This is a genomic window from uncultured Pseudoxanthomonas sp. (assembly GCF_947498795.1).
Classification (GTDB): domain Bacteria; phylum Pseudomonadota; class Gammaproteobacteria; order Xanthomonadales; family Xanthomonadaceae; genus Pseudoxanthomonas_A.
Genome location: NZ_CANMLQ010000011.1, coordinates 21,743 through 45,088, shown reverse-complemented (window position 1 = coordinate 45,088; position 23,346 = coordinate 21,743). Strand labels below are relative to the sequence as shown.

The 23,346-nt window shown below is 62.6% G+C and carries 20 protein-coding genes; 5 read left to right on the top strand and 15 right to left on the bottom strand.

Going from position 1 to position 23,346, the window contains the following annotated elements; genetic code table 11:
* Position 1: 1 nt before the first annotated feature.
* The 8 genes from Q0907_RS17730 to Q0907_RS17695 all read right to left on the bottom strand — a co-directional run bounded on the left by Q0907_RS17730 (position 2) and on the right by Q0907_RS17695 (position 8,482).
* Positions 2-316: a hypothetical protein gene (locus Q0907_RS17730; protein WP_299347213.1), complete on the bottom strand. Its 315-nt coding sequence runs from the start codon at positions 314-316 to the stop codon at positions 2-4.
* A 28-nt stretch (positions 317-344) separates the two neighbouring features.
* Positions 345-2,735: a heavy metal translocating P-type ATPase gene (locus tag Q0907_RS17725; RefSeq protein WP_052760929.1), complete on the bottom strand. Its 2,391-nt coding sequence runs from the start codon at positions 2,733-2,735 to the stop codon at positions 345-347.
* Between the two features lie 76 nt (positions 2,736-2,811).
* Entirely contained in the window at positions 2,812-3,354 is a 543-nt protein-coding gene (locus Q0907_RS17720; RefSeq protein WP_080955570.1) for a DUF411 domain-containing protein, read from the bottom strand.
* A gap of 70 nt (positions 3,355-3,424) precedes the next feature.
* On the bottom strand, positions 3,425-4,273 hold the full coding sequence (locus tag Q0907_RS17715) for a cytochrome c (RefSeq protein ID WP_228903386.1): 849 nt from the start codon (positions 4,271-4,273) through the stop codon (positions 3,425-3,427).
* 12 nt (positions 4,274-4,285) lie between these two features.
* Complete coding sequence (locus tag Q0907_RS17710) at positions 4,286-5,557, bottom strand: copper resistance protein B (protein WP_046934796.1); 1,272 nt, start codon at positions 5,555-5,557, stop codon at positions 4,286-4,288.
* Positions 5,554-7,422: a copper resistance system multicopper oxidase gene (locus Q0907_RS17705; RefSeq protein ID WP_046934797.1), complete on the bottom strand. Its 1,869-nt coding sequence runs from the start codon at positions 7,420-7,422 to the stop codon at positions 5,554-5,556. Before Q0907_RS17705 ends, Q0907_RS17710 begins: the two co-directional genes overlap by 4 nt.
* Before the next feature lie 113 nt (positions 7,423-7,535).
* Positions 7,536-7,955: a transcriptional regulator CopL gene (gene copL, locus Q0907_RS17700; protein WP_046934798.1), complete on the bottom strand. Its 420-nt coding sequence runs from the start codon at positions 7,953-7,955 to the stop codon at positions 7,536-7,538.
* Positions 7,956-8,131: 176 nt separating this feature from the next.
* Entirely contained in the window at positions 8,132-8,482 is a 351-nt protein-coding gene (locus Q0907_RS17695; protein WP_299347207.1) for a helix-turn-helix transcriptional regulator, read from the bottom strand.
* Between the two features lie 120 nt (positions 8,483-8,602).
* Here Q0907_RS17695 and Q0907_RS17690 point away from each other — a divergent pair, with 120 nt between their 5' ends.
* On the top strand, positions 8,603-9,289 hold the full coding sequence (locus Q0907_RS17690) for a hypothetical protein (protein ID WP_299347205.1): 687 nt from the start codon (positions 8,603-8,605) through the stop codon (positions 9,287-9,289).
* 94 nt (positions 9,290-9,383) lie between these two features.
* Here the strand turns inward: Q0907_RS17690 and Q0907_RS17685 are convergent, their stop codons facing one another.
* On the bottom strand, positions 9,384-10,436 hold the full coding sequence (locus Q0907_RS17685; protein WP_054668669.1) for a DNA-binding protein: 1,053 nt from the start codon (positions 10,434-10,436) through the stop codon (positions 9,384-9,386).
* A gap of 262 nt (positions 10,437-10,698) precedes the next feature.
* Here Q0907_RS17685 and Q0907_RS17680 point away from each other — a divergent pair, with 262 nt between their 5' ends.
* Both Q0907_RS17680 and Q0907_RS17675 read left to right on the top strand, forming a co-directional pair.
* Positions 10,699-12,276: an AAA family ATPase gene (locus tag Q0907_RS17680; protein ID WP_046932181.1), complete on the top strand. Its 1,578-nt coding sequence runs from the start codon at positions 10,699-10,701 to the stop codon at positions 12,274-12,276.
* Entirely contained in the window at positions 12,254-13,342 is a 1,089-nt protein-coding gene (locus Q0907_RS17675) for a UvrD-helicase domain-containing protein (RefSeq protein WP_343229827.1), read from the top strand. Before Q0907_RS17680 ends, Q0907_RS17675 begins: the two co-directional genes overlap by 23 nt.
* A gap of 281 nt (positions 13,343-13,623) precedes the next feature.
* Here the strand turns inward: Q0907_RS17675 and Q0907_RS17670 are convergent, their stop codons facing one another.
* From Q0907_RS17670 to Q0907_RS17645, 6 genes are all read right to left on the bottom strand, one after another.
* Positions 13,624-13,899, bottom strand: a complete 276-nt coding sequence (locus Q0907_RS17670; RefSeq protein WP_046935218.1) for a hypothetical protein — start codon at positions 13,897-13,899, stop codon at positions 13,624-13,626.
* Between the two features lie 9 nt (positions 13,900-13,908).
* Complete coding sequence (locus Q0907_RS17665; RefSeq protein WP_299347203.1) at positions 13,909-17,097, bottom strand: CusA/CzcA family heavy metal efflux RND transporter; 3,189 nt, start codon at positions 17,095-17,097, stop codon at positions 13,909-13,911.
* Between the two features lie 8 nt (positions 17,098-17,105).
* The gene (locus tag Q0907_RS17660) at positions 17,106-18,056 is read right to left on the bottom strand and encodes an efflux RND transporter periplasmic adaptor subunit (RefSeq protein ID WP_080948168.1); all 951 of its coding nucleotides are present in this window, start codon (positions 18,054-18,056) and stop codon (positions 17,106-17,108) included.
* Positions 18,053-19,330 (bottom strand): TolC family protein, encoded by a 1,278-nt coding sequence (locus Q0907_RS17655; protein ID WP_056878741.1) that lies wholly within the window; start codon positions 19,328-19,330, stop codon positions 18,053-18,055. Before Q0907_RS17655 ends, Q0907_RS17660 begins: the two co-directional genes overlap by 4 nt.
* 412 nt (positions 19,331-19,742) lie before the next feature.
* On the bottom strand, positions 19,743-20,360 hold the full coding sequence (locus Q0907_RS17650; RefSeq protein WP_046932167.1) for a cation diffusion facilitator family transporter: 618 nt from the start codon (positions 20,358-20,360) through the stop codon (positions 19,743-19,745).
* The gene (locus Q0907_RS17645; protein WP_299347198.1) at positions 20,357-21,541 is read right to left on the bottom strand and encodes a DUF3703 domain-containing protein; all 1,185 of its coding nucleotides are present in this window, start codon (positions 21,539-21,541) and stop codon (positions 20,357-20,359) included. Before Q0907_RS17645 ends, Q0907_RS17650 begins: the two co-directional genes overlap by 4 nt.
* Positions 21,542-21,640: 99 nt before the next feature.
* Between Q0907_RS17645 and Q0907_RS17640 the strand changes: the two genes are divergently transcribed.
* A complete protein-coding gene (locus Q0907_RS17640) occupies positions 21,641-22,063 on the top strand; it encodes a helix-turn-helix domain-containing protein (protein ID WP_046932166.1) in 423 nt (140 codons plus the stop codon).
* Positions 22,060-23,328, top strand: coding sequence for a site-specific integrase (locus Q0907_RS17635; protein WP_299347195.1), 1,269 nt, complete (start codon positions 22,060-22,062; stop codon positions 23,326-23,328). The genes Q0907_RS17640 and Q0907_RS17635 overlap by 4 nt, the downstream gene beginning before the upstream one ends.
* Positions 23,329-23,346 lie beyond the last annotated feature (18 nt).

Sequence of the window (23,346 nt, the reverse complement as noted above, 5' to 3'; positions counted from 1 at the left end):
CTTACATGCCCTTGCCGGCAGCGAATTCCTGCGGGCTCAGCTTGCCGTCCTTGTTGCTATCGAGCATGCCAAAGTGGGGTGCCAGCCTGTGCTTGGCCAGCTCTTCCTTGGACAACGAGCCGTCCTTGTTGGCATCGAGCTTAGTGAAGTCGGCATCGGCCGCGGCCGGCTTGTGCTGACCATGCTCCTGCTTCTTATGATCCATCGTCTTGTGCTGGCCGTGGTCGGTGGTGGGCGTGGTGGTCTGGCCACCGGCGAAGGCCGCGCCGGCCATCAGGAACAGGGCCATCATCGAGAGGGAGGCATAACGCTTCATTGCAGTACTCCTTGTGGGATATGAGCCATCAGTGACAGGAATGGCCGCGCGCAGGCTCATCGGCGCGGTCAGGGTGAGAGGTGGCAACAACGGTGGAGCCGGACAAACGCAAGGCATTGGTGACCACCGAAACCGAGCTCAGGCTCATGGCCAGGGCCGCCATCATCGGACTGAGCAAAAGGCCGAAGCTGGGGTACAGCAGGCCGGCGGCGATGGGCACGCCGATGGCGTTGTAGACGAAGGCGAAGCCCAGGTTCTGCTTCATGTTGGCCACTGTCGAAGACGAGATGGCACGGGCTTGCACGATGCGCCTCAAATCACCCTTGACCAGGGTGAGCTGGGCGCTGGACATGGCCACATCCGTGCCCGTCCCCATCGCGATGCCCACATCGGCTGCCGCCAGGGCCGGCGCATCGTTGATGCCATCGCCGGCCATGGCCACACGACGCCCTTGGGCTTTGAGTTGCTGGACCAGTTCGGCCTTGTCCTGAGGTTTGACGCCGCCACGCACATCGTCGATGCCCAGCGTGCGCCCCACGGCCTCGGCCGTGGCCTGTGCGTCACCGGAGGCCATCACCACGTGCAGGCCATCGGCACGTAGCAGGTTCAAGGCAGGCAAGGTCGTGGCTTTGATGGGATCAGCCACCGCAATGGCGCCGGCCAACCGCCCATTGACCGCCAGGAACATCACGCTGGCGCCTTCTTTGCGAAGACGCTCGGCGCTGCTCTGCAAGGGGGCTACATCGGCGCCAACCGATGCCATCAGGCTTTGGTTGCCGAGCACGACATCCTGATCGGCCACGCGCCCGCGAACGCCTTGGCCGGTGAGCGAATCAAAATCCTGGGCGGCCACCAGGTTCAAGCCACGTCGTTGGGCTTCAGCCACGATGGCCTCGGCCAGGGGGTGCTCACTGCCCTGCTCCAGGCTGCCGGCCAAACGAAGGATCTGATCGGCGTCGAAACCGGCGTAGGAGAGCGTGTCGCGAAAGGCTGGACGTCCCTCGGTCAACGTACCGGTCTTGTCCACGATCAAGGTGTCGATCAGACGTAGCTGTTCGATCGCCTGAGCGTCGCGGAACAGGACTCCGACCTGCGCAGCGCGGCCGGTGGCGACCATGATCGACATGGGGGTAGCCAAACCCAGGGCACACGGGCACGCAATGATCAGAACCGATACGGCATTGAGGACGGCAAAGGTCCATGACGGTTCGGGTCCAAACAGGCCCCATCCGAAGAAGGTAAGCACCGCCGTGGCCAGCACGGCCAGAACGAACCAGTACGCCACCTTGTCCGCCATACGCTGCATCGGCGCGCGAGAGCGCTGGGCCTGGGCCACCAACTGCACAATCTGCGACAGTACCGTCCCGGATCCGACTTTGTCCGCCCGGATGACCAGGGCGCCCGTCCCGTTGAGCGTGGCGCCTATGACGTGGTCACCGACAGTCTTCTCCACCGGAATGGGTTCACCGGTCAGCATCGACTCATCGACACTGGTGCGACCTTCAATGACTTCCCCATCGACCGGCACCTTCTCGCCCGGTCGTACGCGAAGCAGATCACCCACATGCACGTGATCCAGCGCAACGTCCTCTTCGCCCCCATCGGGCTTGACGCGGCGTGCCGTCTTGGGCGCCAACCCCAGCAGCGACTTGATGGCTGCCGAGGTTTTGGAGCGCGCCCGCAGTTCCAGCAGCTGGCCGAGCAGCGTGAGCGAGACGATGACCGCCGCTGCTTCGAAGTAGACCCCCACCCGTCCATGCTCGCGGAAAGAGTCCGGAAACAGGCCCGGCGTCACGGTGGCCACCACGCTGTAGCCAAACGCGGCGGCCACGCCGATGCCGATCAGCGTCCACATGTTGGGGCTGCGATTGCCGATGGACTGTAGGCAGCGAACAAAGAAAGGCCACCCCGCCCAGAGCACCACCGGGGCGCTCAGCACGAGCTCAATCCAGGTGCGCGCCTGCGTGGACAAGCCGGGCAGACGATGTCCCAGCATGGCCAAGACCAGGACGATCAACGTCAAAGGCAACGTCCACCAGAAGCGTCGGGTGAAATCGCGTAACTCCGGATTGTCGTCCTCCTCCAGCGACGGCATCTCCGGCTCCAGTGCCATGCCGCAGATCGGACAGGTGCCGGGACCTGGCTGACGAATCTGCGGATGCATCGGACAGGTATAGACCGTGGCATGGGTATCGCGGGGGGGAGCCACCGCTGCTGGGGCGGTCATTTCAACTTGCTGGGCAGCACCGTCCGTATAACGGTCGGGATTAGTGATGAACCGCTCTCGGCATCTGGCTGAGCAGAAGTGATACTTCGTTCCGCCATGCAGAGCGTGGTACGGCGTTCTAGCCGCGGAGACCTGCATACCGCATACCGGATCACGCACCGAGTCTGGACCATCGCTGGCACCCTGCGGCATCGCCTTGCCGGCTTCATCGTGGGAATGAGGGGACATGGATCACTCTGGGCTGGAAGAAGGGATCGCGAGCAAACTGTCAGCTGCGTTGACCGTGCAGGACGTAAGGCTGCGTGGTGCCATCGGGCAGTACAAATTCCACCGTATAGGGTTGAACACGTCCGTCGGGCATCTCCATGCCAGGAGAACCGGCAGGCATCCCCGGTAGCACTAATCCACGGCCTACCGGGCGCTCACGCAACAGGCGCAGGATGTCTTGCACCGGCACATGACCTTCGACGATGTAGCCATCGATCTCGGCGGTATGGCACGAGCCGCGTCCATAAGGAACGCCCAAGCGCGCCTTGATCGGGTTCAGGTCTTCGCTGTTGTGCACCTCAACCGTAAAACCTGCTTTCTCCAGATGCTCCACCCACAGTTGGCAGCAACCGCAGGTCGCACTCTTATGTACTTTGACCAACGGCAACGGACGCTGCGGTTGAGTGACCTGCTGCGCAGCCGCCGATGTCGGAGATTGGGCGTCCGATGCCGCCTCTGAATTGACAGCCGATTCGGGGCGCGCGCATGCGGTCAGCGACAAGGCCGTGGCCAGCAGAAAGAGACAGCTGCGTGAAGTGTTCATCATGCTTCCTTAAGAGATGCCCGAGCGCCGAGGCGCTCGGGCGTGGAGCCGGGGCAGCTCCATGAAGGGATCAATGCTGGTGATCGTGGCCGTCATCGGCCTTGGGAGCTGGCTCGGCTGGTTTGGCTGGCATGGAGCCGTGCTGATCGTGCTCGCCCTCGGACTTGGCCTGCGCAGGTTGCTTTGCCGGCTCGGCCGCATGCACGTGCGTCTTGCCGTCGGCATGCACATGCGTGGTGCCTTCCTTAGGCTTGCTCATGTCCATGCCCATGCCACCTGCTTCATGCCCCTGGCCATGGCCATGGCCATCACCCATCTCTTCGCTATCACCGCCGCCATGGTGATCTGCACCCGCTTCCTCGCCATGCGAGTGCCCGCCGGTCTCACCGCCACCGTGTGAATGGCCATCACTGCTGGCTACCAACGCCTGGTAGCCGGCCTTGTCCAGCTTGGGCAGCTTCTGCAGGAAGGCCGACATGTTCCAGATGAACTCATCGTCCATGCTGCCGCCCCACGCAGGCATGCCGCTGGCCTTGATGCCGTGCTTGATCACCCAGAACGCCTCAGCTGGACCCACCGGGTGCTTGCTTAGGTTTGGTGGCGCGGGGTACAGACCCTTGCTCATCTCGGTGGCCGCCGCATCTGGCGAAAGATGACAGGTCACACACATAGCGTTGTAGTTGCCCGCACCCTGGCGGATACGCTCAGGATCATCCAGGTTCGTGGGTACCTGAAGCTTGGCGGCGCGCACCTCAATGGAACGCTCACGCGCCGTTTCAAGTAGCGCATACACCGGGCGACTATGCGGATCATCAGCGGCCACGTTGTACACGCCCAGAGAGACCGCGGCGGTTGCGACCACCGCAACCAATGCCACGCCGGCGCCGAGCCATACCCACATCTTCTTGTTGGATTTCATTGTCAGTTCCCCTTAGAACCAGGTACGAAGGCCGATGACCAAGCGCGTGTCTTCAAAAGACTCGCCATGCTCGCGTCGCATGTCTGCGGTATTGCCAAACGCACGCTCGTACACCACGCCGATGTAGGGAGCGAACTTTCGGGTGAACTCATAACGAAGTCGCAGGCCCGCCTCAGCGGTACTCAGACCCGAACCTATTCCGCGCAATGGATCGTTCTTGCCATACGCCGTGACCTCCACCAGCGGCTGCAGGATCAGCCGATTGGTCAGCAGCAGTTCGTACTCGGCCTCGACATTGGCAGCAGTCTGGCCGCCTTCGCCGAGATAGGCTGTGGCGGATACTTCGAACTTCATCGGTGCCAAGCCCTGTACGCCGATAGCGGCGAAGTTCTGCGAAGCCCCCGGCTTGAAGTCATGGCGCACACCGGCCACCACATCCCACCACGTGGAGATACTGCGGCCGTAGAGCACTTCCAGATCAGCCGACTCGGTCTGACCATCTGTGCGTTCGCCTTCACTGCGGAACCAGACGCGATTGAGGTCCGTACCGATCCAACCCTGACCCTCCCAACCCAGCCCAGTGCCCGGATCGGCATCCCAGGCTTCCAGGCGATTGAGCAGTACGTAGCTCTTGATCGAATTGTCATGCACCGGATGCGCGTGTGCGGGCGCGATGGCCGCCTGACGATCAGCCTCGGTCACCGCAGGAATCGGGGTGCGCGGCTGCGTTGGTGCGACAGGCCCATGTCCCATCTGACTGTGGTCCATGCCCTCCATCGATTGCATGCCAGCTTCTGGCGTAGCGGATGCGGGCGAACCGTGGCCCATCTGCGAATGGTCCATCCCCTGCATCGCAGGCGTGGACGTGCTGGAGGCGTCGGACGCAGCGGGCTGTGCCATCTGACTGTGATCCATGCCCTGCATCGGCTGCGTCTGCGCTTTGGGCGCTGCAGGTGTACTCGCGGGCGAGCTGTGCCCCATCTGCGAGTGGTCCATGCCCTGCATGGCAGGCTCGGCTGCTTGAGCCGGCGGCGCGGCATGGCCCATCGCCGCATGATCGATAGTCGCTTCGCTGGTCTTGGCCGGTGTTGTAGGTTTGGGGGCTGGCGCAGGCTTTGATGTCGGCGCCTGATGTGCAGAGTGATCCTGAGCCTGGGTCTGCGCGCCCTGCTCCATCGGCATGGAGCCGTGCTGCATGGATTGGGCGCTGGCCGCATTGGCCAGGGCCAGCGAGATAGCCAGGGTCAGCGCAGTCAGGGTGGTATTGCGTCTATTGATGTTCATTCGTCGACCCTCACCGTGCGCATCATTCCGGCTTCCATGTGATAGAGCAGGTGGCAATGGAACGCCCAGCTGCCCAACGCATCGGCACGCACGCGATACGTACGTCGGCTGCCTGGCGGCATGTCCACCGTGTGCTTGCGCACCATGAAGTTGCCGCTATCGTCTTCCACATCGCTCCACATGCCGTGCAAATGGATCGGGTGGGTCATCATCGTGTCGTTGACCAATACGATGCGCATGCGCTCGCCGTAGTTCAGCCGTAGCGGCTCGACATCGGAAAACTTCTGACCATTGAAACCCCAGGAGAATTTCTCCATGTGTCCGGTCAGATGCAGCTCGATCTCGCGACCGGGGTCGCGTCCGTCAGGGTCTTCAAAGGTGCTCTTGAGCATGGAATACGTCAGTACATGACGGCCGTTATCGCGCAGGCCATTGCCCGGATCGTCCAAGCGCGAAGTCACGCTCATGGCTTGGTTGTCCAACAGCGGATTGTTGGTCTCGCTGGCAGGGTGTGATTGCATGCCCCCATGCTGCATGCCGGCCATGGCACCATCGCCGGCGGCGGGCATCGCGTGACCCGCATGGGCCGAGGCCTCATTGCCGCTGGCAGGTGGGGTCATGCCGGGCATGCCCATGGCTGCACCACAGCCGCCTTCCATGCCCTTGCTGCCGCCAGACATATCCATCGATCCATGATCCATGCCCATGTCTGCCATCGTCAGCAGCGGCCGGGGATCCACAGACGGAAGAGGCGCGCGTAGTCCTTCGCGCACGGCGAGCGTGCCGCTGACGTAGCCGGTGCGACCGGAGTCCTGGGCAAAGATGGTGAATGCGTCCTGCCCGGAGGGCTCCACGATCACATCGAAGGTTTCTGCTACTGCAATGCGGAACTCGTCGACCGAAACCGGATGGACGTACAAGCCATCCGCCGCGACCACGGTCATCTTCAACCCCGGAATACGCACATCGAAGTACGTCATGGCAGAGCCATTGATGAAACGCAGACGCACCTTCTCGCCACTGCGGAACAACCCGGTCCAGTTGCCCAGAGAGGTCGTGCCGTTCATCAGGTAGGTGTAGGTGTTGGCGTTGACGTCGGACAGATCCGTGGGCGTCATTCGCATCACGCCCCACATCTTGCGATCTTCCAACGTGGCCGACAGACCATTGCGCTTCACATCGCGCGCGAAATCGCCGACCGTGCGCTTGTAGTAGTTGTCATGGCCCGGCATCTTCTTCAAACGATCGAACAGGGCCGTCGGGTCCAGGTCTGTCCAATCGCTCAGCATCACGACGTAGTCGCGATCGAAGCTGAAAGGCTCTGGCTCCAGTGGATCGATCACGATCGGTCCATAAAGCCCAGCTTGTTCCTGGAAACCTGAGTGGCTGTGGTACCAGTAGGTTCCGCCCTGATGCAGGGTGAACCTATAGTGGTAGGTCTCACCACGTCCGATGCCGTCAAAGCTCAGGCCCGGCACGCCGTCCATGTTGGCCGGCAGAATGATGCCGTGCCAATGGATGGAAGTATCCGTGCCATGGAGGGAGTTGGCCGGCAATGCATTGGAGACACGCAGGTTGACCGTGGTGCCTTCCCGCCACCGCAGCAACGGCGCCGGAACGGACCCGTTGACCGTGATCGCGGTGCGGGTCTTGCCGGTGAAGTTCATCGGCGTCTCGCCGATGGTCAGGTCAAACTCGGTGCCCGACAATACGTTGGCTTGTCCGGGGCCCTTGAGCGCCCAACTGGCTTTGGGCCAGAACCCCAATCCTGCGACTGCGCCTCCCAAGGCCAAGCCTTGGACAAATCGCCGCCGCGAAGGCAGCAGCGGTCCACCATGTGGACCACGAAAATCATCATGCGACATGTAAATGCTCCAAGCGTCGTGTTGCCACCGGCAGGCGGTGGTACAGAGCGGGTGGCTGGCCTATACAGGCATGCAAGCCACACCAACGGCGCCATTGCGGCGCCTAGGGACGCTTAGCCGATCGGTGGTCGGATCAGATGAGGCAAGGCAGGCGCCGGATGCCCCAAGGGCAGCGGCATGACATCCAGGCCCAAGGCCAGTTGTACCGAAACATGCAGGCGCGCAGGCAATGCGCTCGCGCACGCGTGCACGCAGGCGCACCGGCACGCAGACGACTTGCAACAGTCGGGGCCGGCATGATCGCCGTGCCCAGTGCCAGCCTTTTCAATCGATGTGGCATCGGGATGATGCTCAGCACTGTGATGGGCGACGCAGTCTTCGTCGACTTGCACCGCGGCAGCGACTTCGCTGGCCTGCTCTTCCATCACCGGATTCATACTGACCGACGCAAACGCCGACCACGCCCCGTTAAGCACGAGCATGGCGATCAGGATCAGTCGCAGTAGAAGTGAGGAGGCTGACACGGGCGACATGGTAAATCACTTTAGACAAGGCGCGCGTGTATCGGTCGTGAACAAAATCTCAGGCAGGCCTGAGATGCCGCGCCCCGTTAGTCGCGCTAGCCGCGCCCACTGGTGTTCCATCCGGGGGCGCTCCAAAGGGCCGGGTTGAAGCGAAGTGCTGCCCATAAAGCGAGCGACCGTACGGCCTACTTCTCGGATGTGCTCTCGATCAGCTTCACCAGCTCGCGCTTCTGCTGCTTGCTGAGCGAGCCCCAGCGTAGGAGCAACTTCGCCAGCAGATCATCATCGGTGTACAGCAACGCGGCGGGGATCCCCAACGCTTGAGCCAACCGCTCAGCGGTCTCCAGCTTCGGCTCGTGCTTGCCACGCTCGTACTGGTTGATTCGGGGGCTGGCCACGTGAGGATCCAGACCGGCCCGGATGCCCAACTCCTTCTGCGACAAGCCCGTGTGCAGGCGGGCTTGTCTGAGGCGTCGAGCGAAGGTCGGTGTTGAGTCGACTGACAAAGTCACGCGCGCACCCCATGGAGACCCCATAAGGATGGCGGATGTACCCTGCCTTGCATACTAAGATATTCTTAGCTTTGAGGCAACCGGCGACCCCGGTAGCGCTGCCATCGCCAGGAGCCACGCCGCTCCCTCACCCCCGGAACCCGCATGCCCGGAACCTCGTCAATGACGCCATCTGGGGTCGCCAGCATCGAGGCGTTGGGGCTTCGTGGCACCCTTTTCCTTGCCGCGCTGCTGGCCGCGCAGCTACGACGCATACCGGTGGCGCCCACACGCCGCTCCACCTTGCTGGTGCTGGACGCCTTGCGAGACTTGGCCCTGATCCAAGTTCCCTGGCCAGCGGATCGATGGCAGATCCGACCCGATGCCGAGGTCACGCCCATCGAAGATCTGCAATGGGCTTTCGCCTGGTCTACCCACGAGCGCAGGCACCTGCTCCCGGTGCTGGAAGACCAACTCGGTGATATGGCACACGATGTAGAACTGGCGGACGCAAAACTAGAGCTGTGGGATGAACTTGCACTCTGGGAGACCGAGCAGTTTCTAGAGCAGCAATTGCTCAAACATCACTTCGACCCAGGCTGGGCACGTGATGTGGGGTTCGTGTTTCAATCCGGACCGCGGGGTCTGCCGATCGCGCAGTGGCGCTATTGTTGCTGGGCAGCGGTACGCCAAGGCGCGTCGGTGGCAATGCGTCTTGGCGTGCACGACAGCGCCCATGTGCGCGAGGCCATCTTTCAAGAGGTCAAGAAGCGCTTGCGCTACCTGATGACCAGTTCGCCCCAGCAAGGCATGTTCAAGCCCTACCATCTCTGGCACCGGAGTCCTCAGTAGCCAAGCTGTTCGTAGACTGGGTCGTACCTATGGAATGGGCGTACTGGACTGGGGAGCGCTATCCCGGCCGCTAGCAGGCAAACGAGTAGCCTCGTTAGTCCGCTCCCCCACCCTGCGTACTGCTGCGCCGGGTTCTCTTCACCGTATTTTGTGCCGGCGTCAGTTGATTCAGCAGGGGCTCCAGCGCTTCAAGACGCGCGTTGGCACGCAACGCATCGGCTTCAGCGCTCTGGCGGCGCTCGCGCTCCTGCGCAAGGGTGTCTTGGACTTGAGCTAGCTCGCTGCGCAGGGCATCCAAGGCCTTGACGTCAGTCTTCCAGCGCTCCTGCAGTGCCATGTGGTCCGTTGCGGTCTGGCGCAACGCCACGATCTCGCTGTGTTGGCCTTCGTGGACCTGCCTCAACTGGACAAGCTCACGCTCAATCCGCCCATGGCGCTCCAGCCATTGGCCATTGTCGCGGTTAAGCACCAACAGCTCCTGATTCTTCGCGCCCAAGGCTTCATTGGCCTGACGTAAGGCTACTTGCAGCTCTTGGATCTGATGCTCGTGACGGCGAAGCTCTTGCTCGCGCTGCTCTTTGGTTGAAGCGCGGTAGTGCTCGAGCGCTTCCCGGGCGTGGGCATGCTTGTCCTCCAGAGAACGCGTATGCGCCTCGTAATCAGCCAGCCGCACCGTCATGCCGGCGATGCGCTCATTCAACTGGGCGATTTCCGCGACCTTGTCGCGCAGATTCTGCTGAAGTAGGGCGTGAGCGGCTTGCTCTTGCGTCAAGCTGGTCTCAGTGCGCTGCAGCTGACTGCCCAGGGCAGCGGCTTCCTGTTGGGCGGTGGAAAGCGCTTGTTGCTGACGCTGGAGTTCGGCCCCATGGCGTTCTCGCTCCCTGGTGAGGATCGCTTCTGCCTCCTCTTGAAGTCGCGCAGCCAGGCGCGCGACCAAGTCTTGCAAGGCCTCACTCACGGCCACCGCACGTGACGGACCGCCGCCCTCCTCCTCTTCCAGTTCACGCAAGTAGCGATGGATCGTGGTCTTGGAGCCCGTGTTGCCCAGAGCCACCCGAACCGCGTCCACGGAAGGCTTCTTGCCTTGGGCCAGCAGCGCGTCACGCGCTTTCTGGACATCCCCTTTGTAGAGTCCTGCGCGCGCCATGATGCTGTTCTCCAATTATTTCGTAATGTATTACATACCATGTAATTACATACTAATAAAGAGTGCAGGCGGCCGTTCGGCGGCGGCTTTGCTCAGGCGGGATAATATTGAATTATCCCGCGTGATCGGCCACCAGCCGCCTCCGGGGTGTCTCACCCGTACGAAATCCGCCCCACTGGCCCGGTTTAGTATGAACGCCATGCCGGCGTGTCCGGATGGCTCCGGGCGCCGTGCTCGCGCTGCAGTCGTACAGGGATGAACCATGCCGATCGAACGAGTCGTCATCGAGAACTTCAAGGCGTTTGGCCACCTGGATTTGCCGCTCAACCCCCACATGAACCTGATCGTGGGCAACAACGAGGTCGGCAAGTCCACGCTATTGGAAGCTATTCATGCTGTCGTGACCGGCCAATTGCACGGACGAGGCATCGCCTACGAAATCACCCCCTACCTGTTCCACCAACCGGCTGTCGACGAGTATCTGGCACGTCTGCGGGATGGACAGCCTGGTTCGCCTCCGCGGATCGTGATCGAGGCTTACCTCGGACGGGATGCCACCCTGGCTTCATTGCGGGGTACCAACAACTCCCTCGGCGCTGACATGGCCGGCATTCGGCTGCTGATCGAACTCAACGAAGACTATCGCCCCGAGTTCGATGCCTATTTGCGCGAGCACCAGGGGGGCAGCTTGCCGGTGGAGTACTACACCGTCCGCTGGTATTCCTTCGCCAACAATGGCGTCACCGCCCGCAGCATCCCATTCGACTCCACGATAATCGATACCACCAGTGCCAAGACCTTTTCAGGCACGGATCGCTACATCGGCAGCATCATCGACCAGGTGCTTTCTCCGGCTCAGCGCGTGGCCTTGTCGCTGAGTTATCGCCGCATGCGGCAGAGCTTTTCCCAGGAAACGGACGTGGCGGCCATCAACACGTTCCTGGCCGAAAATGCGGGCGATGTCAGCAATAAGACGCTGACCGTGGGTGTGGACACCTCGGCGCGGTCGACGTGGGAGGCCAGTCTGTCTCCCTACCTGGACGATCTTCCTTTCACCCACGCCGGCAAAGGCGAACAGAGTGCGGTCAAAATGAAACTGGCCATGCGCGCGGCCGGTGCTGCGCACGTGCTGCTGGTAGAAGAGCCCGAGAATCATCTGTCCTTCTCCAGTATGACCCAACTGATCGACAAGATCGCAGCTCTGTCCACCGCCCAGCAAGTCATCATTGCAACGCATAGCAGCTTCGTGTTGAACAAGCTCGGCGTGGACAACGTGATCCTCTTCAGTGCACGCGGACACATAAAACTGGACCAACTGCCGACCGATACGCACGACTACTTCATGAAGCTGCCGGGTCATGACACCCTGCGGTTGATCCTGGCCAAGCAGGCGATCCTTGTCGAGGGCCCCTCGGACGAGTTGATCGTCCAGCGAGCCTTCAAGGATCACCACGGCGTGTCGCCGTTGGCCCGTGGCGTGGACGTGATCTCGGTCAACTCCCTGGCCTTCAAGCGATTTCTGCAGATCGCCCAACGCCTGGATATCCCAACCGCTGTCGTTACCGACAACGACGGCGACGTAGCCCTGCTGCAGGAACGCTACGCTGATTTCCTGAACTACATCTACTATGACTCCGATGAGGACGCACCCTCGCTGGAGCAACAATTGATCAAGGCAAATACGCTGGCGCAATTGAATCTGGTGTTGGATAAAACGTTCGCCGATGAGGCGGCGCTGTTGAAGTTCATGAAGGGCAACAAGACCGATACAGCGTTGGCCATCTTCAATAGTCCCCACTCGATCGTGTTTCCGGACTATGTCCAGCGTGCCATCGCCTAATCAGGTACTGCTCTCGGCGGCCGGTTCGGGCAAGACGACGATGTTGGTGCGCCAGTCCCTGGCGCGCCCGCAACGCCGGATCGCCATCCTGACCTACACGCTTGAGAACCTGGAAGAGATCAGGCGCGCGTTTGAACGGCAGGCTGGCGCCGTGCCGGCGCACGTGTCGCTCTACAGTTGGTACAGCTTTCTGCTGCGCGAGTGCATTCGGCCCTATCAGGCGGCGCTGTGTGCCCAGCCCCGCGTGGAGTCCATCCTCTTCGTTGAGGGCAGGACCAACAATCGTGCTCCCCGTAGTCAGGTGGCTCGTCACTATCTGGCCGGCGATCGAATATATTCCGATCGCGCCGCTGACTTTGCCGTGCGCTGCGATGAGCTTACCCAAGGCCGTGTCATCGAGCGTTTGGCGGCCATGTACGACGAGCTCTACATCGATGAGGTCCAGGACTTGGCCGGCTACGACCTGGACCTGGTCGAGCGCCTGCTCTCCAGCGGCATCGAGATCACGCTGGTGGGTGATACCCGCCAGGCGACCTACGCCACCAACCATTCTCCGCGTCACCAGCAATACAGTGGTGTGGCCATGATGGGGCTTTTCCAAGCCTGGCAGGCGCGGAACTTGTGTCAGATCCAGCATCGGGTGATCAGCCACCGCTGTGCGCAGTCGCTGTGTGATCTGGCCGATGCGCTGTATCCGCAGATGCCGCGCACCGAGTCAGGAAATAGCGAGCTGACCGGGCATGAGGGCATTTATGTGGTGGCACCCACTCTGGTGCAAAAATATGTACTGCAGTTCGCGCCCACCGTCCTGCGTTACGACCGGCGGGAAGCCTGCGATGGCTATCCTGCGGTCAACTTTGGACAAGCCAAGGGACGGACATACTCCCGCGTGCTGATCTATCCCAATGGCCCCCTGGCCCAGTTCCTGCGCACCGCTGACGCCTCCCGTATCACCTCACCGGCGAAGTACTACGTGGCGTTCACGCGGGCCCGGCAAAGCGTGGCCTTTGTCCTGGCAGGCGCCTGCGCCTGGCCAGGGCACCAAGTCTATGAGTCCCGAGACTAGTCGGGTGCTGCTCCCACGCTGCCGGCGCGCCCGGTGGGCTGCACAAGGCGTTGGTGTTCGGCCTGGCCTTTGGCCTGCTGGCGCTCTCTGGCGCACTGCTATGGCGAGCACGCGCTCCTCCGTGCCCAGCCGACCCCAGGCTGGCCGCCACCTGCACGCGATTGCGACGGATCAGCGTTTGGGTTGTGGGGCGTAGCAGCGCTCAGCACGACCTTGGGAACGGTGTTTGCCTTCGGTTGGATTGGTTGAGGGTTCGGAGGGCGGCAATGCCGCCCTCCGCTTTACCTCTTTTCGATAGGCCCACGGGTCGGTTGCGCCGGTGCCGGCCCGGGATCGTTGAATGTCAGGTGTAGTTCTGTTACGCCGAACTGAGTGGCGAGAATCTGGCCCACGACGGCCTGCACTGTGGCCAGGTCCACCGCCGATGAGGCCACTGTCACCGTGGCCTGAATGCCCAGCCCGGATGCGGCAGGCATCCACCGCAGATCGTCGACCGCCTTCACCCCGGGATCGGCGAACATCGCCGCACGCACAATTTCCAGGTCAGGCTTGGGCATGATGCTGCCTCATGCGAGCGCCGTGGTCGGGAGAACGGGCCGGTCGCGCTCTCGGTGTAACCACCGGTACAGCACGGGCAAAACAAACAGGGTCAAGGCGGTCGAGGACAAGATGCCACCGATCACCACGGTCGCCAGGGGCCGCTGGACTTCCGAACCCGCACCGACATTGAGAGCCATCGGCAAGAAGCCCAAAGAAGCCACCAGCGCGGTCATCAGCACCGGACGCAGCCTGCCGAGCGCACCATCGCGCACGGCCTCATCCAGCGGATCGCCTTGTTCGCGCAGGCGTCGGATGAAGGCAATTATGACCAAGCCGTTCAACACCGCCACGCCCGATAGGGCGATGAAGCCCACGCCGGCGGAGATGGACAACGGAATTCCGCGCAGCGCCAGCGCGATGACGCCGCCGGTCAGCGCCAGCGGTACCCCGCTGAACACGATCGCAGCGTCCTTTGCCGACCCAAAGGCCATGAACAGCAGAGCAAATATGAGAGCCAAGGTGACCGGAACGACTACGGAAAGGCGCTGGCTGGCGGAGATCAATTGCTCGAACGTGCCTCCATAGGCCACCCAGTAGCCTTCCGGCATCTTCACTTCCTCGCCGATTTTGGTGCGCAAATCTCCCACGAAACTTCCCAGATCGCGTTCGCGCACATTGGCCGTGATGACCACGCGTCGCTTGCCGTTCTCGCGGTTCACCTGGTTCGGTCCACGCTCGACTTGGATGGTAGCGACCTCACGTAACGGCACGGTCCGAGGGCTACCGCCACGCCATGTCGCCTCACGGCTGGACTCATCGGGACTATTGTCCTCGGGCAACGGAATCGGCAGGTCTGCCAGCACCGCCGGATCTGAGCGCAATGTTTCGGGTAGCCGGACCACGAGAGCGAAGCGACGATCGCCTTCAATGAACTGGCCCGCTACCTGACCACCGATAGCGGTGGCCACCGTCTCCTGCACATCTCCTGGATTCAATCCATACCGTGCCAGCGCTACCGGGTCTGGGGTTACCGTGAGCAACGGCAGTCCGCTCACTTGCTCAGACTTCACGTCCTCAGCACCAGGCACTTCACGCATTGCCCGCTCGATGCGGCCAGCAAGTCGTGCGAGCTGATCCAGATCATCGCCATAGACCTTGATCGCCACGTCCGAGCGGACGCCGGAGATCAGTTCGTTCGTGCGCATCTGGATGGGCTGGGTGAACTCATAGTTGCTACCGGGGATTTTCTTGGCGGCTTGCTCCAGTTCTTCGATCAACTCTGCCTTGGGCTTGCGGGGATCTGGCCACTGATCCCGCGGCTTGAGCATGAGGAACGTGTCGGCCATCGAGGGGGGCATCGGATCGGTGGCTACCTCGGCGGTACCGATCTTGGAGAAAATGTTGGCCACCTCGGGAAACTGCGCCAATCGCTTCTCCAATGTTTCCTGCATCGCCACCGATTGCTCCAGACTCGTGCCTGGAATCCGCATCGGCTGCAGCGTGATGTCGCCCTCATCCAGGCTGGGCACGAACTCCGATCCCAGCCGCGTGGCCAGGATGCCGCACGCGACCACCAGTACCGTGGCGCCGCCCAGTACGGCCAATCGACGGCGTAGCGCCCAATCCAGCAGCGGCGTGTAGCGAGCTCGTGACCAGCGCATCAGTCGGTTATCGTGCTCGGCCACGCGTCCACGCAGGAAGGTTGCAATGGCCGCTGGCACGAACGTCAGCGACAGCATCATCGCGCCGGTCAGCGCCAGGACGACGGTAATGGCCATGGGGTGGAACATCTTCCCCTCGACGCCGGAGAGGGCAAAGATCGGCAGATAGACGGCCGCGATAATGCCCAGGCCGAACAGGCTCGGTCGAATGACTTCCGCCGTTGCCGAAGCCGTCAGGTCATATCGCTCTTGATCGTTGAGTTGCCTGCCCAGCGCATTCTGCGCCTCGCCGAAACGACGCAGGCAGTTCTCGATGATGATGACCGCACCATCCACGATAAGCCCGAAGTCCAACGCGCCCAGGCTCATCAGATTGCCCGATACGTTGCCTCGCACCATGCCGATGATGGTGAACAGCATGGCCAGCGGGATCACAGCTGCGGTGATCAACGACGCCCGGACATTGCCCAGTAACAGGAACAACACCACCACCACCAGAAGCGCGCCTTCGATCAGGTTCTTGGCAACGGTCCCTATGGTGCGATCTACCAACGCCGTGCGGTCATACACCGCCTTGGCGTGCACACCTTCGGGCAGACTGGCGTTGGCAGCCTCCAGCTTGGCCACAGCGGCCCGAGAAACGTCGCGACTGTTGGCGCCAAACAGCATAAAGGCCGTACCGACGACCACCTCATGCCCGTTCTGCGTGGCCGCGCCGGTGCGCAGCTCCTTGCCTTCGCCAACGGTGGCGACATCGCGCACGCGGATCGGGACGCCATCACGACGATCCAGCACGATGCTGCCGACCGCGTCCACATCCCGTAGCTGGCCCGGTACGCGCACCAGGAACTGCTGCCCGTTGCGCTCGATGTAGCCGGCTCCCACGTTCTGGTTGTTGCGCATCACCGCGCCAACAACGTCTTGGAGCGTGAATCCCAGGGCTACCAGTTGCGCTGGATCGGGAGTGATGTGGATCTGCCGTTCAAAGCCACCGATGGTGTTGACCTCGGTCACCCCAGGCGTGGTGCGCAGTTGCGGGCGGATCACCCAATCCTGCAGCGTCCGCAGGTCCGTGGCCGTGTACGGGGAGCCATCGGGCTTGCGGGCATCGGGCTCGGCTTCCACCGTGTACATGAAGATCTCACCTAGACCGGTAGAGATCGGCCCCATCTCAGGATCTAGCCCCTCAGGAAGCTGAGACGTGATTTGCTGCAGGCGCTCGGCGACCTGCTGGCGCGCGAAGTACAGGTCCGTCCCATCCTTGAAGACGACCGTCACCTGCGATAACCCATAGCGAGACAACGAGCGGCTGTAGTCCAACTGGGGCAAGCCGGCCATCGCCGTTTCAATGGGGAATGTCACCCGTTGCTCGGCTTCCAGCGGCGAGTAACCTGGCGCCTGGGTGTTGATCTGGACCTGGACGTTGGTGATGTCGGGCGTGGCGTCAATGGACAGCTGACGATAGCTCCACACGCCGAGCGCAATAAGCGCTGCGGTCAGTACCAGCATCAGCCAGCGATGGCGAATGGAAAAATGGATGAGGCGTTCGAGCATGGCGGGCCTCACTCTTCTTCTTCGACGGTGGACTTCTCGATGTCGGCCTTGACCAGGAAGCTCTGGGCCACCACCACCTGCTCACCGGCCTTCAGGCCTTCTAAGACTTCCACCCGTTCGGCGTCGCGTCGGCCTAGCTTCACCGGGCGCGTGTGATAGACCTCGCCCTGTTGCACGTACACCACGTCCCGATCTTCGGCGGTCTGCAGCGCGGTCACGGGGACTACCAGATCCGCTTCTGCGCGATCAACGGTAATGCGTGCTTTAACGGCGGAACCTGGCCGCCAGCGTCCATCGGCATTGCGCAAGCTCGCGCGTGCGATCGTGCTTTGGCTGGCCGTGGCGGTGCCGGGCAGCACGCGTTCCAAGGTCGTCTGCTCGGAAACGCTATCACTCAATCGGCTCACGGTCACCGGCACACCAGCTTCGATGTGCCCGGCGTCCCGTCCGAAGATATGCAGATCTACCCACAAGGTGGACAGATCTGCGATCTCGAACAAGGGCGCGCCTTCGGCGGCAGACGTGCCGACCGAGGCGGTCCGCGCCATCACCACGCCGCTTATGGGGGCGGTAACGGAATAGGTCGTCAGGCTCAAGTTGCTCTCCACCGTCGCGAGCACCTGTCCTGCCTTGACCTGGTCGCCCACGCCTACGCGAACGGCACGCACAGGACCGGGGAAACGTGCAGTCACCAGGGCGATGCGACCTTCGACCGGCGTAAGCAGCCCTTGGACTTCCTGCTCATCGGCGATCTGGCCAGGACCCACGCGGGCGGCGCGGATGCCGGCGGACTGTGCCGTTTGGGCCTCGATCGTGGTCTGTTGGGGCAGTTCTTCGTGCTCGCCTTGTTCTTCGGCCTCATGGCCTTCTTCGGCCTCGCCACGGGCATTGGGTGCCGGGCCACTACAAGCCGTCAGGGCCAATGTCAGGGCCAGCGCGATCCAGGGGAAACGGCTCATGGGGTCAACTCTCCGGAGGTGGCGGCAGCGGCAGAGGCAACCATGGCCTGGCCGGTGAGCCGTTGGATTTCGATGAGGGCACGTTGCGCATCGAGCGCGACGTCCAGTTGTTGCTGCAGAGCTGCGGTCCTTTCGGACTGCAGCTGCGCCCATTCCAGATAGCTGATGGCCCCAGCGCGATATGCACGCTCGGCCGCTTGCTCAGCCTTGGTCAGCTTGGGCAGCACATCGTCTTGAAGACGGGCCACTTCGTCACGGGCGACGGTGTAACGGCCGTGGGCTTCGACCAGGGTGGAATACAACGCCATTCCCTGCGCCTCACGTTCGATCGAAAGCACTTCCAACTCCGCCTCAGCGGCACGAATCTCTGGTTGCGCCCGGCTTCGAGCACCCAAAGGCAGCGAGATGCCCCCCACGAGCGCGGTGTCGCTTGTGTCCTGCATCCGACGCACGCCGACTTGCCAAGCCAGATCCGACGTGCCTGCTGTGCGAGCCAGATTCAAACGTGCTTCGGCAATGCGCCGCTCGTCGACAAACTGGGCCAGCTCGGGAGAACGCTGCAGTTCTGAGGAAAGGGTTTCCAGAGAACCGATCGCCGGTAGTGCGAGCGGGTTGCCAGCGACCGGCGCCGACACGGGTTCACGCTCCCCCCAGAGGGCGGCCAGATGCTGGCGTGCAGCGCTGGCTTGCTGGGAGGCCCTTGCTTGGGCCAGCTCGGCTCTTGCCAAGGCAGCCTGTGCAGTCAACAGCACCGACTCGGGTGAGGCGCCGGCCTGCACACGTTGACGAGCAGCGGCCACGGTACGCTGGCGCTGTTGGATATCGACTTGGGCAATCTTGGCGGCCTTGTCCGCTGCAACCAATGCCAGATAGCGCCGCGCCGTTTCAGCCAACAGATCCAGCCGACGAGCTTCCCGCTGAACAGCCAGCGCATCGATGCGGCTCTGCGCCAGGGCCCTGCGCGCATCCAGTTTCCCGCCTCGCTCCAGCACCGAGCTCAGACTCACGGTGAACTCGGCGCTGTCCAAGCCTCTCGCATCTCCGGTACCCAGGGCATTCTCCACCTCGGCACCCAATGTCCAAGGCGGGCGCTGATTGGCGCCCTCGTGCTCGGCCGCCAGTACCGCGGTACGTGCCTGCACCAGGCGCAGGTCTGGATGGGCTTGGGCAACGCGGTCGAATGCGTCGTCCAATGTCATGGGGTCGACCGCCCAGGCAGGTATCCCTGCACCCAGCAGCAACCAAGCGGCCAGCGCCGCACGTCGCACTTGCATAGCAACACTCCAGAAGTTCAGACCAAGGGTTAAGGACTGGCCTACGCCAGCGCTTGGCCCGCAATAGGCGGTCGGAACGGATCGACCAATGGCCCTGTGGGCACCGTCTCCACCGCGTGTGGCTCTACGGCCTGCTGCTGCGGAGCAGGAGGTGGCGCCCAAGTCATCGCCGGAGCGGCGACTGCGTGCGCGCAGCAATGCGCGAGTTGATGCAACTGATGGAGCGATTTGCCCAAGGCGCTCTCATCAGCGGCCGCGTGGGACGTCATCAGCACTGCGTGAGCGCCGGACCACGTATGGGCTGCCTCGTGCATTTCGCCCACCGCCGTAAGCACCGGGTGCCATATGGCACCCAGTGCCAGGCTCAGCGCCAGCAGCCAGCGGAACGCGGGCAGAGCTCGCACACGCATCTTCACGCGGTCGGCTTGCCCACTTGCGTGCTGGCCCGACGTGCGTCACGCAGGATCTCGATGGCTTCCTTGATCACGTACAAACCGATAAGGGTGCCAATCACATAGTCGGGATAGGGATTGGCCAGCCACCACACCAGTACGCCCGCAAGAATGACGCCGATGTTGGCCACCACGTCGGCTCGGGTAAACAGCCACGTTGCTCGCAGATGGACCTCCCCGGACTTCAGCGGCGAGAGCATGCGCAACACGATGACGTTGACTACAAGCGATAGCAGCGCGGTGCCGATCATCCATCCGCTGAGTGGTTCGGCGCCCTGTAGTACCCGTCGTCCGACCTCCACCAGCACGCCAATACCCAGCACCAGCAGAATGCTGCCACTGAGCCAAGCGGCATTGGCCTTGAAGCGGGCCGTGCGTCCGATGGCCACCAATCCAATGGCGTACGCGGTGGCATCAGACAGCATATCCAGCGCGTCAGCCAGCAGACCTGTGGAATGGGCAATCCAGCCGGCGATGCCACCAATGACGGCCATGGCCGCGTTGAGGACCAAGGCAATCCACAGTACACGTCGCTCCTGGGCGTTCTTGGCCTCGTGATGGCAGCCACAGTCACTCATCGGGTGTTCTCCATGTAATTACGCAGTTCTGAAGGAATCGGCATCGTGCGCAAGGCGTTTACCCGAGCGCCACCGGTATTGCCTTTAGGCATCCACACCCATGTCAGGGTCGCAGCGGCCATCAGGCGCAGCAGTTGTCCAGCCATTTCGCGCATGTCGTGGGCTTGCCACGCCCATCTTGCGAACGCCCAATGACTACGCACGTGCAAGCGCGTGCGGTGCTGCGAGAGCACGTGGGCCAATTCGTACCGTTTGTAGGCCGTCGTGAGATCGCCTTGTTGTAGCGCTTGATCGCCTGGCCAAAGATATTGCGCAAAGGCCGTATCCCGTTGATCTGGAGCCTCGTTAAACGGCCAGCACATCTGCGCCCAATAGCTGGCAGGCATCGTTTCCTCGCGCAACCCGACCTCGCCGGCGCGCAGCGTTTCAGGGCGATCAAGGAAGGTGCCGCACAGACGATCCCAGATCATGAAGAACTCGCCGAAGTTGACCTGGGCATCTTCATAGTCACGCTTGTGATGCCACCGATGTACTTCGGCCACGCCTAGCCAGCGACGTAGCGGGCCAACGCGGTAGTCCAAGTTGGCGTGTTGGAAAGCCAGTTGAACACTCATCAGTGTCAGCCACGCACTGATCACCAGCGGCGGCGCACCCAAGGCGACAGTCAACCCCAAGCCCGGGCCGGCCATCAGCAGTGCACTCAACGGGTGACGACGTTCTCCATTGAGCCAATACAAGCGCTCAGCGCTGTGGTGGATAGCGTGCAGTTTCCATGCCCATCGCACCCGATGACTGAAGCGGTGCATGGCATACAGGCCCAAGTCGATCACCAGCCCCGCCAGCAGCATCTGCCCGATCAGGGGCCACTGGGTCGGCCATAGGCTGCCGGCGGGCAGCAGGCCGCGAAAGGCATGCAATCCATAGGCGGTGCCGGCCAGCAGGCCAAAGTTGACGGCGCCATGCATCAAGTCGGCTTTGAGGTCGCCTTGGCTATGGCGCCAAGACGGCTCGTAGGGCTGCAGCCACTCCAGCAGCGCCACCATGGCAATGCCCGCGGTCGCCAGGATCGCCAAGGTTGGCCAAGCCGGCAGGCCATCGGCCAATACTGCGGCCGTGCCGGCCAGAACCGCGCCCATCAGGGCGGGATACGCGGCATACCGGATCAGGCGTGAGCGCAACATGGAGAGCTCCGGACACGGGTAGAGGCGCGCGGGCGGGAGGCTGGCGGCTGGACAGGGGGCAAGGTAAAGTCCGTAGCTACTACAGAGTCAAGTCGCCACATGAAGATCAGTCAGGCCGCCGAGGCCAGTGGGTGCCATCTGGAAACCATCCGCTATTACGAGCGGATCGGCCTGTTACCCCAACCTGGTCGCACCGGCAGCGGGTATCGCGTTTACGAGCCTGCCGATATCGAGCGTTTGCGCTTCATTACCCGCGGCCGGGATCTGGGTTTCAGTCTGGAAGAGATCCGCAGCCTGCTGCAGTTGTCCGGGGACGACCAGATGTCCTGCATGGACGTAGATCGGCTGGCACGCAGTCATTTGGCTGATATCCAGGCCCGGATGGAGGATCTGCGCAGGATGGCCCGGGAACTGGAGCGGGTGATCGCCAGTTGCCATGGCGGACAACGTGCCGAGTGCACGATCCTCTCTACGCTGCGACAACCGGCCGGTTGCGCGTCGGCGGAGTGCTGCCAGGCGTGAGCGATGTGGACCGCTACCTCGAAGCGGCCACGCGTCAGAACACGCAGCGCAGCTATGCCTCGGCGCTGCGCCACTTCGAGGTCGAATGGGGTGGCCATCTGCCGGCGACGCCCGATAGCGTGGCCCGCTATCTGGCCGAGCAGGCCCCCAAGGCAGCAATCAACACGCTGAAGCAACGACTGGCAGCACTGGCGCATTGGCACGCCGAGCACGGGTTCGTCGATCCCACGCGTACGCCGCTGGTACGCAAGGTCCTCAAGGGCATTCAGACGCTACACCCCCGAATCGAAAAGCAGGCCACGCCGTTGCAGCTGGCCCAGCTGACCCAAGTAGTCGGGTGGCTGGACCAAGCCACGCTGGCGGCCCAGGAGCGCGCCGACCACGCGTATGCCTTGCGTGCCATGCGCGACAAGGCGCTGGTGTTACTGGGCTTTTGGCGAGGATTCCGCGGCGATGAGTTGATCCGGCTGCAGATTGAGTACTTGGAACTGGTACCCGAGCAGGGAATGATCTGCTTCCTGCCGCGCAGCAAGGGCGACAGACAGTCGGCAGGCAATACGTACAAGGTGCCCGCTCTGTCGCGCTTGTGCGCGGTCAGTGCCACGCAGGCCTGGGTGCAGGCAGCCGCGCTAACTCAAGGCCCGCTGTTCCGGCGTGTCGATCAATGGGGCAACGTCGGCAGCCAAGGGTTGCATCCGAACAGCCTGATCCCCTTGCTGCGCGACCTGTTTCAGTCCGCAGGTCTGGAGGCCGTGGGAGGCTACAGCAGCCATTCCCTTCGCCGGGGCTTTGCGGGCTGGGCCAATGACAACGGCTGGGACGTGAAAGCCCTGATGGAGTACGTCGGATGGCGAGACGTGCACTCGGCCATGCGTTACATCCAGGGCCGCGATCCGTTCGCCCGCCAACGCGTTGAAGCCGGCCTCCAGGCCGCGCCGCCCCCCGCGCTCGCCTCGGCGGCGCTGCCAGCGCCGGCCGCGACCGTGAGCCTGACGCTGCGCCTGCTAGTGAGCCCGTTTGCGCCCCGAGGCAGGGGCGCTGGCCGCGCTCGGGCACGCATTGAGGCGATGTGCCTATCCCCGTTTCAAGCCCATCGGCTTGATGCCGAGGGAAGCGAGTACCGACTCACGATGCCGGTGGTCGACGCCGCGGACATGGACGAGAGGATGGCCATGCTGCTGGATGAGATGCATCGCGTTGCCGATAACCACCACTGCTTTCTGGAAGCCTCCGTGCGCGCCGAGGACGGGCGTCACTGGGATTGACCTCAACCCTGACCAGGG

Bases quoted from the DNA above. Each gene is read 5' to 3' on its own strand.
- Q0907_RS17730 (WP_299347213.1), bottom strand. From the start codon at position 316: ATGAAGCGTTATGCCTCCCTCTCGATGATGGCCCTGTTCCTGATGGCC.
- Q0907_RS17725 (WP_052760929.1), bottom strand. From the start codon at position 2,735: ATGCCGCAGGGTGCCAGCGATGGTCCAGACTCGGTGCGTGATCCGGTA.
- Q0907_RS17720 (WP_080955570.1), bottom strand. From the start codon at position 3,354: ATGAACACTTCACGCAGCTGTCTCTTTCTGCTGGCCACGGCCTTGTCG.
- Q0907_RS17715 (WP_228903386.1), bottom strand. From the start codon at position 4,273: ATGAAATCCAACAAGAAGATGTGGGTATGGCTCGGCGCCGGCGTGGCA.
- Q0907_RS17710 (WP_046934796.1), bottom strand. From the start codon at position 5,557: ATGAACATCAATAGACGCAATACCACCCTGACTGCGCTGACCCTGGCT.
- Q0907_RS17705 (WP_046934797.1), bottom strand. From the start codon at position 7,422: ATGTCGCATGATGATTTTCGTGGTCCACATGGTGGACCGCTGCTGCCT.
- copL (WP_046934798.1), bottom strand. From the start codon at position 7,955: ATGTCGCCCGTGTCAGCCTCCTCACTTCTACTGCGACTGATCCTGATC.
- Q0907_RS17695 (WP_299347207.1), bottom strand. From the start codon at position 8,482: ATGGGGTCTCCATGGGGTGCGCGCGTGACTTTGTCAGTCGACTCAACA.
- Q0907_RS17690 (WP_299347205.1), top strand. From the start codon at position 8,603: ATGCCCGGAACCTCGTCAATGACGCCATCTGGGGTCGCCAGCATCGAG.
- Q0907_RS17685 (WP_054668669.1), bottom strand. From the start codon at position 10,436: ATGGCGCGCGCAGGACTCTACAAAGGGGATGTCCAGAAAGCGCGTGAC.
- Q0907_RS17680 (WP_046932181.1), top strand. From the start codon at position 10,699: ATGCCGATCGAACGAGTCGTCATCGAGAACTTCAAGGCGTTTGGCCAC.
- Q0907_RS17675 (WP_343229827.1), top strand. From the start codon at position 12,254: ATGTCCAGCGTGCCATCGCCTAATCAGGTACTGCTCTCGGCGGCCGGT.
- Q0907_RS17670 (WP_046935218.1), bottom strand. From the start codon at position 13,899: ATGCCCAAGCCTGACCTGGAAATTGTGCGTGCGGCGATGTTCGCCGAT.
- Q0907_RS17665 (WP_299347203.1), bottom strand. From the start codon at position 17,097: ATGCTCGAACGCCTCATCCATTTTTCCATTCGCCATCGCTGGCTGATG.
- Q0907_RS17660 (WP_080948168.1), bottom strand. From the start codon at position 18,056: ATGAGCCGTTTCCCCTGGATCGCGCTGGCCCTGACATTGGCCCTGACG.
- Q0907_RS17655 (WP_056878741.1), bottom strand. From the start codon at position 19,330: ATGCAAGTGCGACGTGCGGCGCTGGCCGCTTGGTTGCTGCTGGGTGCA.
- Q0907_RS17650 (WP_046932167.1), bottom strand. From the start codon at position 20,360: ATGAGTGACTGTGGCTGCCATCACGAGGCCAAGAACGCCCAGGAGCGA.
- Q0907_RS17645 (WP_299347198.1), bottom strand. From the start codon at position 21,541: ATGTTGCGCTCACGCCTGATCCGGTATGCCGCGTATCCCGCCCTGATG.
- Q0907_RS17640 (WP_046932166.1), top strand. From the start codon at position 21,641: ATGAAGATCAGTCAGGCCGCCGAGGCCAGTGGGTGCCATCTGGAAACC.